The organism is Bacillus sp. FSL L8-0528, from assembly GCF_038593085.1.
Classification (GTDB): domain Bacteria; phylum Bacillota; class Bacilli; order Bacillales; family Bacillaceae; genus Bacillus; species Bacillus paralicheniformis.
Map to the genome: position 1 here is coordinate 1,900,352 of NZ_CP151961.1, position 13,936 is coordinate 1,914,287.

General features: G+C 40.4%; 13 protein-coding genes and 3 pseudogenes. 14 read left to right on the forward strand and 2 right to left on the reverse strand.

The window, feature by feature from the left end:
• Positions 1 to 7: 7 nt before the first annotated feature.
• Together MHI30_RS09695 and MHI30_RS09700 are read left to right on the forward strand one after the other, a co-directional pair.
• Positions 8 to 706 carry a hypothetical protein gene (locus MHI30_RS09695; protein WP_075754501.1) on the forward strand — a complete coding sequence of 233 codons (699 nt, stop codon included), beginning with the start codon at positions 8 to 10 and terminating at the stop codon, positions 704 to 706.
• Positions 707 to 1,472: 766 nt separating this feature from the next.
• On the forward strand, positions 1,473 to 1,811 hold the full coding sequence (locus tag MHI30_RS09700; RefSeq protein ID WP_075754503.1) for a hypothetical protein: 339 nt from the start codon (positions 1,473 to 1,475) through the stop codon (positions 1,809 to 1,811).
• A 23-nt stretch (positions 1,812 to 1,834) separates the two neighbouring features.
• Here the strand turns inward: MHI30_RS09700 and MHI30_RS09705 are convergent.
• A pseudogene (locus tag MHI30_RS09705) lies at positions 1,835 to 2,013 on the reverse strand (hypothetical protein).
• Between the two features lie 432 nt (positions 2,014 to 2,445).
• Here MHI30_RS09705 and MHI30_RS09710 point away from each other — a divergent pair.
• The 10 genes and pseudogenes from MHI30_RS09710 (at position 2,446) to MHI30_RS09755 (ending at position 12,034) form a co-directional block, all read left to right on the forward strand.
• The gene (locus MHI30_RS09710; RefSeq protein ID WP_075754505.1) at positions 2,446 to 2,802 is read left to right on the forward strand and encodes a hypothetical protein; all 357 of its coding nucleotides are present in this window, start codon (positions 2,446 to 2,448) and stop codon (positions 2,800 to 2,802) included.
• Between the two features lie 52 nt (positions 2,803 to 2,854).
• On the forward strand, positions 2,855 to 3,745 hold the full coding sequence (locus MHI30_RS09715) for a hypothetical protein (RefSeq protein ID WP_075754507.1): 891 nt from the start codon (positions 2,855 to 2,857) through the stop codon (positions 3,743 to 3,745).
• A 15-nt stretch (positions 3,746 to 3,760) separates the two neighbouring features.
• Complete coding sequence (locus MHI30_RS09720) at positions 3,761 to 4,006, forward strand: hypothetical protein (protein WP_075754509.1); 246 nt, start codon at positions 3,761 to 3,763, stop codon at positions 4,004 to 4,006.
• A gap of 653 nt (positions 4,007 to 4,659) precedes the next feature.
• Positions 4,660 to 5,625 carry a stage V sporulation protein K gene (gene spoVK, locus MHI30_RS09725; RefSeq protein ID WP_003182136.1) on the forward strand — a complete coding sequence of 322 codons (966 nt, stop codon included), beginning with the start codon at positions 4,660 to 4,662 and terminating at the stop codon, positions 5,623 to 5,625.
• A 103-nt stretch (positions 5,626 to 5,728) separates the two neighbouring features.
• Positions 5,729 to 6,991 carry a GTPase HflX gene (hflX, locus tag MHI30_RS09730; protein ID WP_075754511.1) on the forward strand — a complete coding sequence of 421 codons (1,263 nt, stop codon included), beginning with the start codon at positions 5,729 to 5,731 and terminating at the stop codon, positions 6,989 to 6,991.
• An 18-nt stretch (positions 6,992 to 7,009) separates the two neighbouring features.
• Positions 7,010 to 8,275, forward strand: coding sequence for an aminotransferase class I/II-fold pyridoxal phosphate-dependent enzyme (locus tag MHI30_RS09735; protein WP_075754513.1), 1,266 nt, complete (start codon positions 7,010 to 7,012; stop codon positions 8,273 to 8,275).
• A 102-nt stretch (positions 8,276 to 8,377) separates the two neighbouring features.
• A complete protein-coding gene (locus tag MHI30_RS09740) occupies positions 8,378 to 8,785 on the forward strand; it encodes a MerR family transcriptional regulator (RefSeq protein WP_003182143.1) in 408 nt (135 codons plus the stop codon).
• A gap of 56 nt (positions 8,786 to 8,841) precedes the next feature.
• On the forward strand, positions 8,842 to 10,176 hold the full coding sequence (glnA, locus tag MHI30_RS09745; protein WP_025811550.1) for a type I glutamate--ammonia ligase: 1,335 nt from the start codon (positions 8,842 to 8,844) through the stop codon (positions 10,174 to 10,176).
• Positions 10,177 to 10,346: 170 nt separating this feature from the next.
• Positions 10,347 to 11,256: pseudogene (locus MHI30_RS09750) on the forward strand (peptidoglycan-binding protein); the annotation flags it as partial.
• 199 nt (positions 11,257 to 11,455) lie between these two features.
• Complete coding sequence (locus tag MHI30_RS09755) at positions 11,456 to 12,034, forward strand: hypothetical protein (protein ID WP_154495906.1); 579 nt, start codon at positions 11,456 to 11,458, stop codon at positions 12,032 to 12,034.
• Positions 12,035 to 12,066: 32 nt separating this feature from the next.
• Here the strand turns inward: MHI30_RS09755 and MHI30_RS09760 are convergent, their stop codons facing one another.
• Complete coding sequence (locus MHI30_RS09760; protein ID WP_009327761.1) at positions 12,067 to 12,297, reverse strand: hypothetical protein; 231 nt, start codon at positions 12,295 to 12,297, stop codon at positions 12,067 to 12,069.
• Between the two features lie 132 nt (positions 12,298 to 12,429).
• Between MHI30_RS09760 and MHI30_RS09765 the strand changes: the two are divergent.
• Both MHI30_RS09765 and MHI30_RS09770 read left to right on the forward strand, forming a co-directional pair.
• Positions 12,430 to 12,726: pseudogene (locus MHI30_RS09765) on the forward strand (type I glutamate--ammonia ligase); the annotation flags it as partial.
• Between the two features lie 683 nt (positions 12,727 to 13,409).
• Positions 13,410 to 13,838: a hypothetical protein gene (locus MHI30_RS09770; protein WP_237562718.1), complete on the forward strand. Its 429-nt coding sequence runs from the start codon at positions 13,410 to 13,412 to the stop codon at positions 13,836 to 13,838.
• Positions 13,839 to 13,936: the final 98 nt, after the last annotated feature.

Consider the following 13,936-nt stretch of genomic DNA (forward strand, 5'->3'; position numbering starts at 1 on the left):
GTGAACAATGGTAAATGTCTTAACTAATATCTTAAAAAATGACAGATTGGATGCATATCCATTATTTAAAAAGTTTTGTTTCCTCAAAGAAAAAGGGTTGCGAAAGGAATCCTTTAAAGCATTGTCCGCCTTTATTGATGAAGCAAAGACGTGGGATAATAATGTACAACAGCATTTTGCCAGTTGGCTATTTGCCTTATTTGAAGAATCAGATAATATTCATCATATACTCGTTTATCCTTTGGAGGAGGAACTTTTGAAGCCTTTACTTGAGAGATGGATGAAGAGTAATCCCGAAGATCCAAGACCATATAGATGGTATGGCGTGTTTTTAAATACTGAAAAACGTGTCGATTACTTAAACAACGCACTTAGACGTGGTGGCAGCAATGAACAACTATCCTTATTAACGCTAATCGATATTAACTTGAATGCTCTTTGGTATTCATTTCATCATATATCTGAAGATTTATATCTTGGCGATATTAAAGAAGATACGGTACTTCTTGCTAAGTCCCGGCAGTTAAATAACAAAGTAGAATGTGAACAAACAAGAAAAAACAATAACGAAGCACTTAACTATTATCAAGATCTATTGAATGACTGGGTGATGTTTAAAGAAGAACGATCAAAGGGATTTGTTGAATGGTGTGAAAATAAGGATAGAAACTATTATTGGGTCAAAGCTTATTATTACGAAAAATAACAATATGAAAAAGGACACAGCTAAGGAAATGAAATGCTGCAACAAGTATCCATTGACTGCACATTTTTTAATTAATTGCAAGCTTTAATTTTAAATAAACGAACTGAATAGGGTCTAAAACATTTTAAGGAGGATTATACGTGATTTGGTGGGCTAAACAAGGATGGCAGCTAATCTTAGGGTTTATTGTTGTTGCTGCGCTTTTTAGTTGACTAGAGATTCCGATTTCTGATTTTCTTGGAAAGATGTTTGGATTAGCGTTCCTTTATTAAGCTTATCGGTCGATACTAAATTTAGCAACTGCTGATGAATACAATGAAAACGGCGAACGGGTATTGTTTTCAAACTTTGGGAAGATAATTACAGCAATTTTTATGCCTGTTATAGTCTTTTATTGTATTAGCATGTTTGTTCCATATTCACTTTTAACTTTGCATTTTTTATATTGTAGCATAGAGCACACCAAGGAAAAACAAAGATGCTAAAGACTTATCCAAAGATTGATTAAGATAATGAAAAGATTGCTGTATATAAAGATGGTAATATTGAAATATATGTAATTTATCTGTTTCCAGTCAAATAACAAACTTGAAAAGACATCACTTTAGTTACTTCATTCTATTAACATGTCTACACACGTTAGCAGCATGTAGCCAAACAAGTAAAGAAAATGAATCGTCAGACGACCAGGAAACTGTAAGCAGAAAACAGCCTCACAAGTTAAGAAAAGTCTTACAAAGAAAGTATCAAACAACTAACTGAAAGTATGGGAACTGCTTTAGATAGCTTGGAATTTCTAAATGAACCTCAAGGTAACAGTGAAAACATTGAACAGTCAAAGCAGGACACTGTTATTACAAAGTTCTCTATTATTAAGACAAGTGAAGGTTTTTCATGTCCTTCTGATCGATTCAGGGATGTTTGCGTTGATTATGATTCAATGGTTTCTAGTTTCCAAGATATATATGATAAGTTACCAGAAGCACATGATGATTCGAATGCAAGTGCTTTGGACGATATTACCTCATCGTTACACTTTTTTGATGTATCAGCTATTAAATTAAAAAAGGATCTCCAGAAGGTGCAAAGAAGCATTTTAACCTAAACCGGGCAGCTGAAGAAGAGAGGCTAAATGCCCTTCTTCATCCCGCAGCGTCGACATTCACGCAGGAATATACGTCTTTAACAGAGCTCTTGAACAGCGTATAGTCGCAATTGTCGCAGCGGCCGTAATGTACATCAGCATACACTTTATAATCGTACACAGTGGATGTGTCATATCCTTTTGTTTCAAACTCTTTCTCCATTAAATCACCTTCAGATATAAGTTTCGACTTTACGATGATTTAATCTTTTTGGTGCGATGAGCGCAGGGATAGGAATCATATTATTTGTTTCTCATTTTGGCCAATAATTCTTTCCTTTGTTGTATAATGGAACCAAAACACTGGTTTCGTATGTCTTACGTTTTAGTTTCTTAAGTGCCCATTGTTTAGACGACTCGAAAATAGGTTCATACTTTGGTTTTGGCGAAAGGGGAGCCTAATAATGAAAATGGATGAGAAGAGGAAAGAGCTTCAAGAAAAATATAGGGAGGAAATGTAAAAGAAGAAAAATCACAAAACCTATACTATCGAAACAATTATTGTAATAGCAATTGTTCTGTTGTTTATTGCTTTAAATTTAATAATTGATGAATTTTAGCTCTAATCATCATTTTACGTATAGAGGGGTTAATTTTGGTACTCAAAGAAAGAGGGCAAATAGATCAAGAATTTGGTGCTGAAGAAATCGCTGATTACTTAAGATTAAGAGGCTTTAAGCCGAAAGTAGATGTAATGCATTTTGGAGACCATTCCGGGGGAAGCATTACCTTTTGGTACAGGCTCAGAAGGTATTATATAGCCCTTGTTCAGTTCGATAAACCAGGAGATAAAGATCCATTAAGCAGCAAAAATGGTTTTACTCAATTAGGAATGGATTCTAAAGGACGAGCAGAAGAGATAATGATGCATTTGGTAGCATATTTTAAAGGATGGTATCGTACAAATAAGGAGCCATTCCCAAAGGAAGAAGAATGGCTTAACTTACAATGAATGCGAATAAAAACCATCGTTTTATCTAGATATTAGAAAGGTTAAAGATATAATGAAAGTAAACACTAAAATCTCAATAATTAATTGGTTCATCAGATTAAAACTACCAATAATAACAATTGTCACCCTGTTGCTAATCTATTTATTAATAGTTAGGTTGCTCCCTACATTACATGTGCAATTTTCTTCAATTAATAATATTTTAAACAATTCAAGTGTAATCGGATTGTTAGGTGTTCTTATAGGGAGTGTATTATCTTTAGTAGGAACTTTTCTATTAAATTCCCATCAAGTTAAGATAAAGGGTATTATTACACGAAAGAATGTTATTTATTCTCCATTATATGATGAACTAACAAAATTTTATTCGGAGTTAAGGAAAATTAATTATCCTCAAAAAATAATTACTAAACAAATTGATCTGGAGTTGCTTCGATATCAAGAAACAGTTCCTTGTTTTACGGCTTGGAATAGAATAATGTCTGATGTAAGAGGGATAGAAGTACCATTACATATTAAAAAGTACTTTAATAAGTTAATAAGTAAATCTAATAATTATATGTTTTGTATAGATGATATAGAAATAGAGGCCAAGTTAAAAAACGTTCTACTCCATGAAGAAAAAAATCAGTTTTTTGAGGAACGTTTAGAAAGGAACAGAAATAGCATACAGCAGCGAATTATGACCGACATTTTATTAAATGATTCAACATTTGATAGTTCATTGTCACCTATATTCTTTCTTGGAGATGAGGATTTGAAAAATCAAATGATGGGAGAAATTAAACAAATTTTAATTGAAAGTAAAAGTTTAGCTTCTGTGTTAAGAATTAAAAAAGAATATGAAGATCTTAAAGAGTACACAGCAGATCTTACACTAGGAATAGCAAAAGTAATAAATTTTATACAGATAAGATATGAAAATAAAAGTCGATTAATATAAGAACGAGGTGTCCTTGTGAATTATAATACGTATATGTTAAATGAAAATGAGATTAAAGGCATTATTGAGTCAAAAGTAAAACAGAATCCTGATATACTTTATTATATTGATGATTATTACATGCAAAAGATTATAAATTTGATTATAGAAGGTGTAGCAGAAGCTATTGCAAAAAGTAATGAAGAAATATTAAAGAATATTGGAAAGATGCAAGCCGATGAAATCAAACTGGAGTCATTTAAGTCGGGTATTCGCTATTAATTTAAAGATAGGTGCATCATGGATAAATATGATCATTTTAAGTTAAAAATAGATGCTAAACCTTCATTATTACATAAGCAAACTGTTAGGAAGGCAGTAGGAGGAGCATTGTGGGGTGAAATCAGAAAAGAAGTTCTACAGAACCGCGAGTCCCCATGTAGTATATGGGGTTATCAACCTCATATTGACCAAACACTTAATCGGAGTATGATTTTGATAACATAGTAGTTAAATTAATTGATCTTGATTTAATATGCGTTAATTGCCACGCATTTCATCACTTAGGATTTACTCAATCAAAAAGCATAGCTAACAAAGAGAAGATGAAAGAACTGAGCCGAGCAACAGCCGCAGCACATCTTCAGACGGACTGGCTCCATTTCCCTAAAGACCTCATCACTCATCATTTTTTACGATTAATCATGTCAACCCGTTAAGCATTTACCAAAAAGGCAAACAGAAATAAAAAATTGGTTTGTCCGCACAGCTTACCTGAATACAATAAGAAATAAAGTATTTCTCGGGAAAGCGCAGGTTTCAACAAGACCTGCCCCGTCCTTCTCAAAAAACATCGGAATGCGCAGTCATGTAGGCGTCTGTCACGGCTTAAGCGCGCCATGAATAGGATATAAAGAGAGAATGGTGAGGTGAGTGTGTTGGAAAGGGCTGTTACTTATAAAAACAACGGACAAATCAATATCATACTGAACGGTCAAAAGCAGGTTTTGGCCAATTCAGAGGCTGAAGCCGAATATCAGGCCGCACTGCAAAAAAATGAAGCCAAACACAGCATTCTGAAGGAAATTGAAAGGGAAATGAACACGCTGGTCGGGATGGAGGAAATGAAGCGCAATATTAAGGAAATCTACGCCTGGATTTTCGTCAATAAAAAGCGCGAAGAACAAGGCCTTAAAGCCGGAAAACAGGCGCTACACATGATGTTCAAAGGAAATCCGGGAACCGGAAAAACGACCGTCGCCAGGCTGATCGGCAGACTTTTTTACGAAATGAATGTTCTCTCAAAAGGCCATCTGATCGAGGCGGAGCGCGCCGATCTCGTCGGTGAGTACATTGGTCATACGGCGCAAAAAACGAGGGATTTAATCAAAAAAGCGATGGGCGGGATCCTGTTCATTGATGAAGCCTATTCCCTTGCCAGAGGCGGAGAAAAAGACTTCGGCAAGGAGGCAATCGATACATTAGTCAAGCATATGGAAGATAAGCGCAACGAATTTATTTTAATCCTCGCCGGATATTCGCGGGAAATGGATCATTTTCTTTCATTAAACCCGGGCCTTCAGTCAAGGTTTCCGATCAGCATCGATTTTCCCGATTACTCAGTCAGCCAGCTGATGGACATTGCGAAACGGATGATGGCGGAAAGGGAATATCAGTTCAGCCCTGAGGCCGAATGGAAGCTGAAAGACCATCTGATGGCCGTCAAAAGCACGGTCAGCCCCGCGAAGTTCAGCAATGGCCGCTTCGTCCGCAACCTGATCGAAAAATCCATCCGGTCGCAGGCGATGAGACTGCTGATGGGAGACTGCTATTTAAAGAATGACCTGATAACCATCAAAAGCCAGGATCTCGACTTGAAGGAAGACGCGCCGCACGTATAATGGCGCGTTCTTTTTTTATTTTCGAGGATTTCTGGCAACCGCTCCCTTCGTTTGTTATGATAGTACTGCTTATTGACTAACGTTAAGAAAGGAACATGATCACTTGAACGGACAGGACGTCATGAAAGAGAAAGCCATATTAGTCGGATGCCAGCTTCCCCACGTGTCTGATGAGCGTTTTTCATATTCGATGGAAGAGCTCGCCGCGCTGACGACAACGGCCGATGGAACGGTTGTTTCCACGGTTACGCAGAAGCGGAACCGTGTGGATGCTGCTACATATATCGGAAAAGGAAAAGTAGATGAATTGGCGGTGCTCTGTGAAGAGCTGTTGCCTGATGTTTTAATTTTTAATGATGAATTGTCGCCGAGTCAGCTGAAAGCGCTTGTCACAACGCTTGACGTGAAAATCATCGACCGAACGCAGTTGATCCTCGATATTTTCGCCAAACGCGCGCGGACAAGGGAAGGGAAGCTGCAAATTGAGCTGGCGCAGCTGCAATACGCCCTCCCACGGTTGAGCGGCCAGGGAATCAACCTGTCAAGGCAAGGCGGCGGAATCGGAACAAGAGGTCCCGGAGAGACAAAGCTGGAAACCGACCGGCGCCATATCAGAAACCGGATTCATGAAATCAATGTTCAGCTGTCTACCGTCATTCGCCACAGAAGTAGATACAGAGAAAGAAGAAAGAAAAACGGCGTACTGCAAATCGCGCTCGTCGGCTACACCAATGCAGGGAAATCGACATGGTTTAACAGGCTTACAGACGCCGACAGCTATGAAGAAAACCTGCTGTTTGCCACACTTGACCCGATGACCCGCAAAATGACGCTGCCGAGCGGATACAGCGTGCTGCTCTCAGATACGGTCGGGTTTATTCAGGATCTGCCGACGACTTTGATCGCGGCTTTCAGATCGACGCTCGAAGAAGTAAAAGAAGCCGATCTGATTCTTCATATGATCGATTCTTCACACGAAGACTACGAAGGCCACGAAGCGACGGTCAAGCGCCTTCTTGAAGAGCTTGAAGCCGACGATATTCCCGTTTTAACCGTCTATAATAAAAGAGACCGGAAGCGGCCGGATTTCATCCCTTCTTCAGGGAGAGGGCATATCATGACGAGCGCCAAAATAGACGGAGACCTGCCGCTGTTTAAGCAGGCGGTTGAAGACTATCTGAAAAAGGAGCTGCTCGTTCCGTATGATGTGAGAATTCCCGCTTCAGAAGGCAGGCTGTTGTCGAGAATCAAGTCTGAGACAATGACGAAAAGCACCATTTTTGACGAAGGTCGCGAAGCATATGAAGTGGAAGGATATATTCTCCCTGATCAAAACATTTTGGGAGAGCTGAAGAAGTATATGTAGGAAAGGACACTGCAGAACATGTTTGAGACATTAAAACACGGAGATCTACTAAAGAAAACGGCGGTGGAGGCTGAAACCGATATCGCTCAGATCCATAAAACAATTGATGAAATCAGTGAACGAAATGAGTGGAGGGTGCTTGAAAGCTACAGAAAGCACAAAGTATCGGACACACATTTCACACCATCGACTGGCTACGGCTACGATGACATTGGCCGCGATACGCTGGAAAAAGTCTATGCCGACGTCTTCGGCGGTGAAGCGGCCCTTGTCAGACCGCAGATCATCTCGGGAACCCATGCGATATCAATTGCTTTATTCGGCATTCTACGCCCGGGGGATGAACTTCTTTACATCACAGGCAAACCGTACGATACCCTCGAAGAGATCGTCGGCGTCAGAGGTGAGGAAAACTCAGGGTCTTTAAAGGATTTCCAGATCGGATACAGCCATGTCGAGCTGACTAAAGAGGGAGCCGTTGATTTTGATCACGTGGCAGCTTCCGTCACACCGCAGACAAAAGTCGTCGGAATCCAACGTTCAAAAGGATACGCCGACCGTCCGTCTTTTACAATTGATGAGATTGAGAAGATGGTTCGCTTTGTTAAAGAAATAAACGAAAACATCATCGTTTTCGTCGACAACTGCTACGGCGAATTTGTAGAAGAGCGTGAGCCGTGCCATGTTGGAGCGGATCTGATGGCAGGCTCGCTGATTAAAAACCCGGGAGGCGGCCTCGCCAAAACAGGCGGCTATATCACCGGCAAGGAAAAATGGGTGAAAGCCTGCTCCTACAGAATGACGTCACCTGGAATCGGCAGTGAAGCCGGTGCGTCGTTGTACACCCTCCAGGAGATGTACCAGGGCTTTTTCCTTGCGCCGCATGTTGTTTCCCAGGCATTAAAAGGAGCCGTGTTCACAGCCCGCTTTCTCGAAAAGCTCGGCTTTAGGACGAATCCTTCGTGGGACAGCAAGCGGACCGATTTGATCCAGTCTGTCGAATTTTCCACCCCGGAGCAGATGATCGCGTTTTGTCAGGCGATTCAGTACGCTTCTCCTGTCAATGCTCATGTCACGCCGTATCCGAGCTATATGCCGGGCTATGAAGACGATGTTATTATGGCGGCCGGCACTTTTGTACAGGGAGCAAGCATTGAACTATCAGCGGATGGCCCTATAAGACCGCCTTATGTGGCATATGTCCAAGGCGGATTAACCTATTCCCATGTGAAGAATGCGATATGCAGTGCTGTGGATGCGCTCATGAAGCAGGGATTAATGTAAAGAAAATAAAGAATATTTTCATGTGAAGAATCCTTACATCGTGTTGACACATTATATAACATCACATATAATAAATTTATATAAGAAAAGGAGGAAATTGAGATGAGTGATAAAATTCGCCGCTCAATGCCCTTATTTCCGATAGGTATCGTCATGCAGCTGACCGAACTGTCCGCAAGACAAATTCGGTATTATGAGGAAAATGGACTGGTATTTCCTGCAAGAAGCGAAGGGAACAGACGTTTATTTTCATTCCATGATGTAGATAAGCTGCTCGAAATTAAAGATTTGATCGAACAAGGTGTAAACATGGCAGGGATCAAACAAATTTTCGCCAAAACAGAAAACGAACAAAAAGAAGACAAACAAGACAAGCCGAAAAAAGCAGAGAAACACAACTTGTCGGATGAAGAACTGAGAAAACTGCTGAAAAACGAGCTTATCCAAGCAGGCCGTTTCCAGAGAGGGACGACATTCCGCCAGGGAGACATGTCCAGGTTTTTTCATTAATTTGTTAGCAACTGCATTGCTATATACATTTACCTTTTAGAGGAGGAGTTTTACGAATGGCAAAGTATACAAGAGACGACATTGTTAAACTAGTAAATGAGGAGAATGTAAAATATATTCGCCTTCAGTTTACAGACATTCTTGGAACGATTAAAAACGTTGAAATTCCTGTGAGCCAGCTGGAAAAAGCACTTGATAATAAGGTTATGTTCGACGGCTCTTCAATCGAAGGATTCGTCCGCATTGAAGAATCCGATATGTACTTATACCCTGACTTAGATACATTTGTGATTTTCCCATGGACCGCCGAAAAAGGTAAAGTAGCCCGCTTCATCTGCGATATTTATAATCCGGACGGCACGCCGTTTCAAGGCGATCCGCGCAACAACTTGAAGCGCATTTTGAAAGAAATGGAAGATATGGGCTTCTCAGATTTCAATCTTGGACCAGAGCCGGAATTCTTCCTGTTCAAGCTTGACGAAAAAGGCGAGCCTACCCTTGAACTGAATGACAAAGGCGGATACTTTGACCTTGCGCCGACTGACCTTGGTGAAAACTGCCGCCGCGACATAGTACTTGAGCTCGAAGAAATGGGCTTTGAAATCGAAGCGTCACACCACGAAGTTGCACCTGGACAGCACGAAATCGACTTCAAATACGCTGGAGCCATCCGCGCTTGCGATGATATCCAAACGTTCAAGCTCGTTGTTAAAACAATTGCGCGCAAACACGGCCTGCACGCAACATTCATGCCAAAACCGTTGTTCGGCGTAAACGGATCAGGCATGCACTGCAATCTATCACTCTTCCGAAACGGCGCCAACGCCTTCTTTGACAAAGACGCTGACCTTCAGCTGAGTGAAACGGCAAAGCAATTCATCGCCGGTATCGTCAAGCACGCAACAAGCTTTACAGCTGTGACAAACCCGACTGTCAACTCTTACAAGCGCCTTGTTCCAGGCTATGAAGCACCTTGCTATGTGGCATGGAGCGCGCAAAACAGAAGCCCGTTGATCCGTATCCCGGCTTCCCGCGGCATCAGCACGCGCGTAGAAGTCAGAAGCGTAGACCCTTCTGCGAACCCGTACCTTGCTTTGAGCGTACTCCTTGCAGCAGGACTTGACGGCATCAAAAACAAGCTGGAAGCACCGGCTCCGATCGACCGCAACATCTATGTCATGACAAAAGAAGAGCGCCTCGAAAACGGAATCGTAGACCTTCCTGCGACACTCGCAGACGCTCTCGAAGAATTCAAATCAAACGAAGTCATGGTCAAAGCCCTCGGCGACCATTTATTCGAACACTTCGTCGAAGCAAAAGAAATCGAATGGGATATGTTCCGCACACAAGTCCACCCTTGGGAGCGCGAGCAGTATATGTCTCAGTATTAATCTAGGAATCCCTTGGCACCAGTGGTGTCAGGGGGTTTTTTGTGGGTGTTTTTAATATATTAAGATGGAACGTTAATCACCCACAAATCACCCGCAAAAATCAATAAAAAAATTATTCCATTCTCGTGGAGATATACTTTTCATATCTATTCATTGAATCCGTGTCGATCTTTTTGGGAACGTGTATCGTGGACAAACGTACGCGTCAGCCCATTATTTTGTGGACTGTAAAGAGGCGCAGCATATTACCCGTGAAAATGAAGTTGCGTACCATGCACATGATAAAAACCGCTGTTATGTGAGTTTCCTTAAACCGAACGCTAACACAAAGTCAATCAGTGTTGAAATGTGTGTCGAAAAAGACGGCAAGATTCACAGTGAAACTGTTCAGAATGCCGCTGAATTGGTCGCCGATCTGTGCAAGCGTCACGGCCTTTCTACAGACAAGATTGTGCGGCACTATGATGTGACAAACAAAAACTGTCCGGCTCCGTGGGTGAGCGATTCCAGCCAGCTGGCGGCATTCAGGAAAAAAGTTAATGCTCTGCTTGGGAATAAAACTGTGTCAAAGACAACATCATCCACGAGCCAGTCAAGCAAATCCACAGGAACCATTCTGAAAAAAGGGTCGTCCGGTTCCCAGGTCAAGATGCTGCAGAAACGTTTGATTGCCGCAGGCTTCTCTCTGCCGAAGTATGGGGTCGATGGCTCATATGGCAATGAAACGGTGCGGGCCGTCAAAGCTCTGCAAAAGAAAGCCGGTATCACGGTGGATGGAATTTACGGACCAGCGACAGAAAAAGCATTGGCAGCCGTGGAAGCATCAAAGAAAAAGCCTTCCTCAAGCGGCAAAAAATCATCCTACCCGCTGCCGTCTGGCATCTATAAGGTAAAAAGCCCGCTGATGAAAGGGACGGCCGTCCGGCAGATTCAGGAGGCTTTAGCTGCCCTCTATTTCTATCTAGACAAAGGGGCAAAGAATAACGGCATAGATGGCTATACGGACCGAAAGTAGCGAACGCAGTCAAACGGTTCCAGCTGATGTACGGGCTGTCTGCGAATTGTATATACGGGCCATAAACGAAAGCAAAAATTGAAACTTTATTGAAGTGAAGACAACGTCCTCTATCTTGAGAACCTTCTTATACTAATCTTTTATCAGATAGAAAATTAAAAGTTTGTAAAATTCTCAAAAACAGATATTCCATATAGTTGGTTTATATGTTAATATATTACTTGTAAATATAAACTATAGGAGGTTGTTTTTGGTGTGAAAAGTATGAAGGCTAGGGTGTTAATGTTTTTTTCAGTATTTGCACTCCTAACCACAGTAGTATTGACTACGCCAGCGGCTACAGTACAGGCAAAAAATGCAACAGAAAGTTTGATCAATCATCAAGAAGTTAGCGATGTTGTGCAAAATGTTGATGAAAAAGTCATGGAAAAAGCGAAGAAGTTTGTAAAAGAAGCATTGAAAACCAATGATGATTTTACATATTCTGTAGACCGTCAAAAAGCACTCCAAATTGGTTTTTCTGTAGATCAAGTAACAAATATGGCGATGTTTTATGAAAACTTACCAACAGAACAAGTGAAATTTTTAGAGGAAGGGAAACAGGTTGCGGTAAAAGGCGATAATCAAATCAAGCCTATGTTTGTGCCTGCGTTACCTTGGGTTGTATATATTTCGTTGCAGGAGTTAATTGCAATTTTAACAGCTGTGGGATTGGCTGGTGTTGCTCAAAAGTTCTTAAAAGACATTTACACACATGGGATCAAAGAAGCATGCAAAAAGTTTTCAAAAAAACATAAGAAGATTAAAGCCTTCTGTAAAAATAATGGATATCCAACAAAATAAAAATAACTCCTGGATTAATTCCAGGAGCTTTTTTATAAGTAGATCGCCAATAAAGCTGCTAAGACAGCCATAATAAAGTAATCACTACTATCCATTTTCGTACCGTTTTTAACAAAAACATTTAAAGCCCAATTCAATTTTGTACCATCGACCGTCTTTGAAACAAATTTTTTGCCGATATTGTAATACAGCACGTTGAAAAAGGCGTATGCAACTGAACAAAGCAAATAGAGCAAGATAAACTTACCAAAAAACAAAAGCATTGCTGGTCACTCCCGCATTTTGAATTCTTCAACCAACAACTTAATTTTACCAAAAATGTTTATAAGAGAAAAGGAGGCGTTTGTAACATCTTCACCTGTCAAAAGAGGGATTTTTTCATGATAACTATAGACTTGAGTATACAGTTTGCAGCAGGACTTGACGGCATCAAAAACAAGCTGGAAGCACCGGCTCCGATCGACCGCAACATCTATGTCATGACAAAAGAAGAGCGCCTCGAAAACGGAATCGTAGACCATCCTGCGACACTCGCAGACGCTCTCGAAGAATTCAAATCAAACGAAGTCATGGTCAAAGCCCTCGGCGACCATTTATTCGAACACTTCGTCGAAGCAAAAGAAATCGAATGGGATATGTTCCGCACACAAGTCTACCCTTGGGAGCGCGAGCAGTATATGTCTCAGTATTAATCTAGGAATCCCTTGGCACCAGTGGTGTCAGGGGGTTTTTGTTTTTGTGGGTGTTTTTAATATTTTAAGATGGAACATTAATCACCCACAAATCACCCACAAAAAAATCAATAAAAAAATTACTCCATCTTATCGTGGAGATATACTCTTCAAATCTATTCGTTGAATCCATGTCAATCTTTTTGCTGACATGAATAAATATCGGATGTTACTTGAATACTTTTGTGCTCGAGTCGCTCCTGAACACGGCTGGAGAGATCTGAATGGCTTCGTTGCGAATTTTGAGAATGAAGAAACGGACAAGCTCTCTTTAGAAATCTATGAAAGGCCCATGTTGTATTTTAAGGGGAAGAAAGCATGGCGATTATTCACTAACAATATTCGGATACTGAAATGAAAAGTATCCTGGACAGCATGATCATTATTGGAGATATGAGGAAGCAAAAGGAACCAGCATTTTAATGAGCTTAGGGTCAAAGATGTTAATATATATGGAACTCGGCATCAAAGGACACCTATTATGAAATAAAACAGCGTGCAATATATCGTATAGTAAAAGCACTCGGAATAATCTGAGTGCTTTTTTGTAGTTAGTATTTTGAGGGCAAAAATTCCTATTTTATCGTTATATGGTATATTTTTCACTATGACTATGTTAGTCTCGTTAAAGAAGGGATAACAATTTGAAAACAAAAATTGTAAGCTTGCTACTTGTATTAAGTTTAGTCTGCGGATTTGCACTTCCATCTTATGCTAAGACATCGATGAATGAAAAGGCAAAAACTAATACTTCTGGAATGAATGTTATAAGCCAGTCTGAAGATGAAGCATCTTATACACTTGAATATGGCGGAAAACAGTATTTTATTGATCAAAAAACATTAGATAAAGGAACCTCTAAAGAGGCGATTAAAGTTGATCAATATTTGTTAACTGATGGGCATAAAACACTAGTTGATTCTGCTACAGTCAGTCTTTCTAAGGAATCAAGTAAGATGTCAATTCAAGCAAAATGTAGAGTGAAACAAGGTGCTTCAGTAGAATATCCTTTAGTCAAGATGCATTTGAATTCATGTTTGCAGGGGCAATGTTTGCTGGTAAGTATGTTATAAAAAAATATCTGATAATGGAAAGTACGGAATTTCTTATAATTGGGTACCTGGTACCATTTTTATTTTTCCTTAGAGAAATGGTTAATAATTGAGGTGAT

Excerpts from the sequence above, each read along its gene's own strand:
- MHI30_RS09695 (WP_075754501.1), top strand. The coding sequence starts at position 8 with ATGGTAAATGTCTTAACTAATATCTTAAAAAATGACAGATTGGATGCA.
- MHI30_RS09700 (WP_075754503.1), top strand. The coding sequence starts at position 1,473 with ATGGGAACTGCTTTAGATAGCTTGGAATTTCTAAATGAACCTCAAGGT.
- MHI30_RS09715 (WP_075754507.1), top strand. The coding sequence starts at position 2,855 with ATGAAAGTAAACACTAAAATCTCAATAATTAATTGGTTCATCAGATTA.
- MHI30_RS09735 (WP_075754513.1), top strand. The coding sequence starts at position 7,010 with ATGTTTGAGACATTAAAACACGGAGATCTACTAAAGAAAACGGCGGTG.
- MHI30_RS09740 (WP_003182143.1), top strand. The coding sequence starts at position 8,378 with ATGAGTGATAAAATTCGCCGCTCAATGCCCTTATTTCCGATAGGTATC.
- glnA (WP_025811550.1), top strand. The coding sequence starts at position 8,842 with ATGGCAAAGTATACAAGAGACGACATTGTTAAACTAGTAAATGAGGAG.
- MHI30_RS09755 (WP_154495906.1), top strand. The coding sequence starts at position 11,456 with ATGAAGGCTAGGGTGTTAATGTTTTTTTCAGTATTTGCACTCCTAACC.
- MHI30_RS09760 (WP_009327761.1), bottom strand. The coding sequence starts at position 12,297 with ATGCTTTTGTTTTTTGGTAAGTTTATCTTGCTCTATTTGCTTTGTTCA.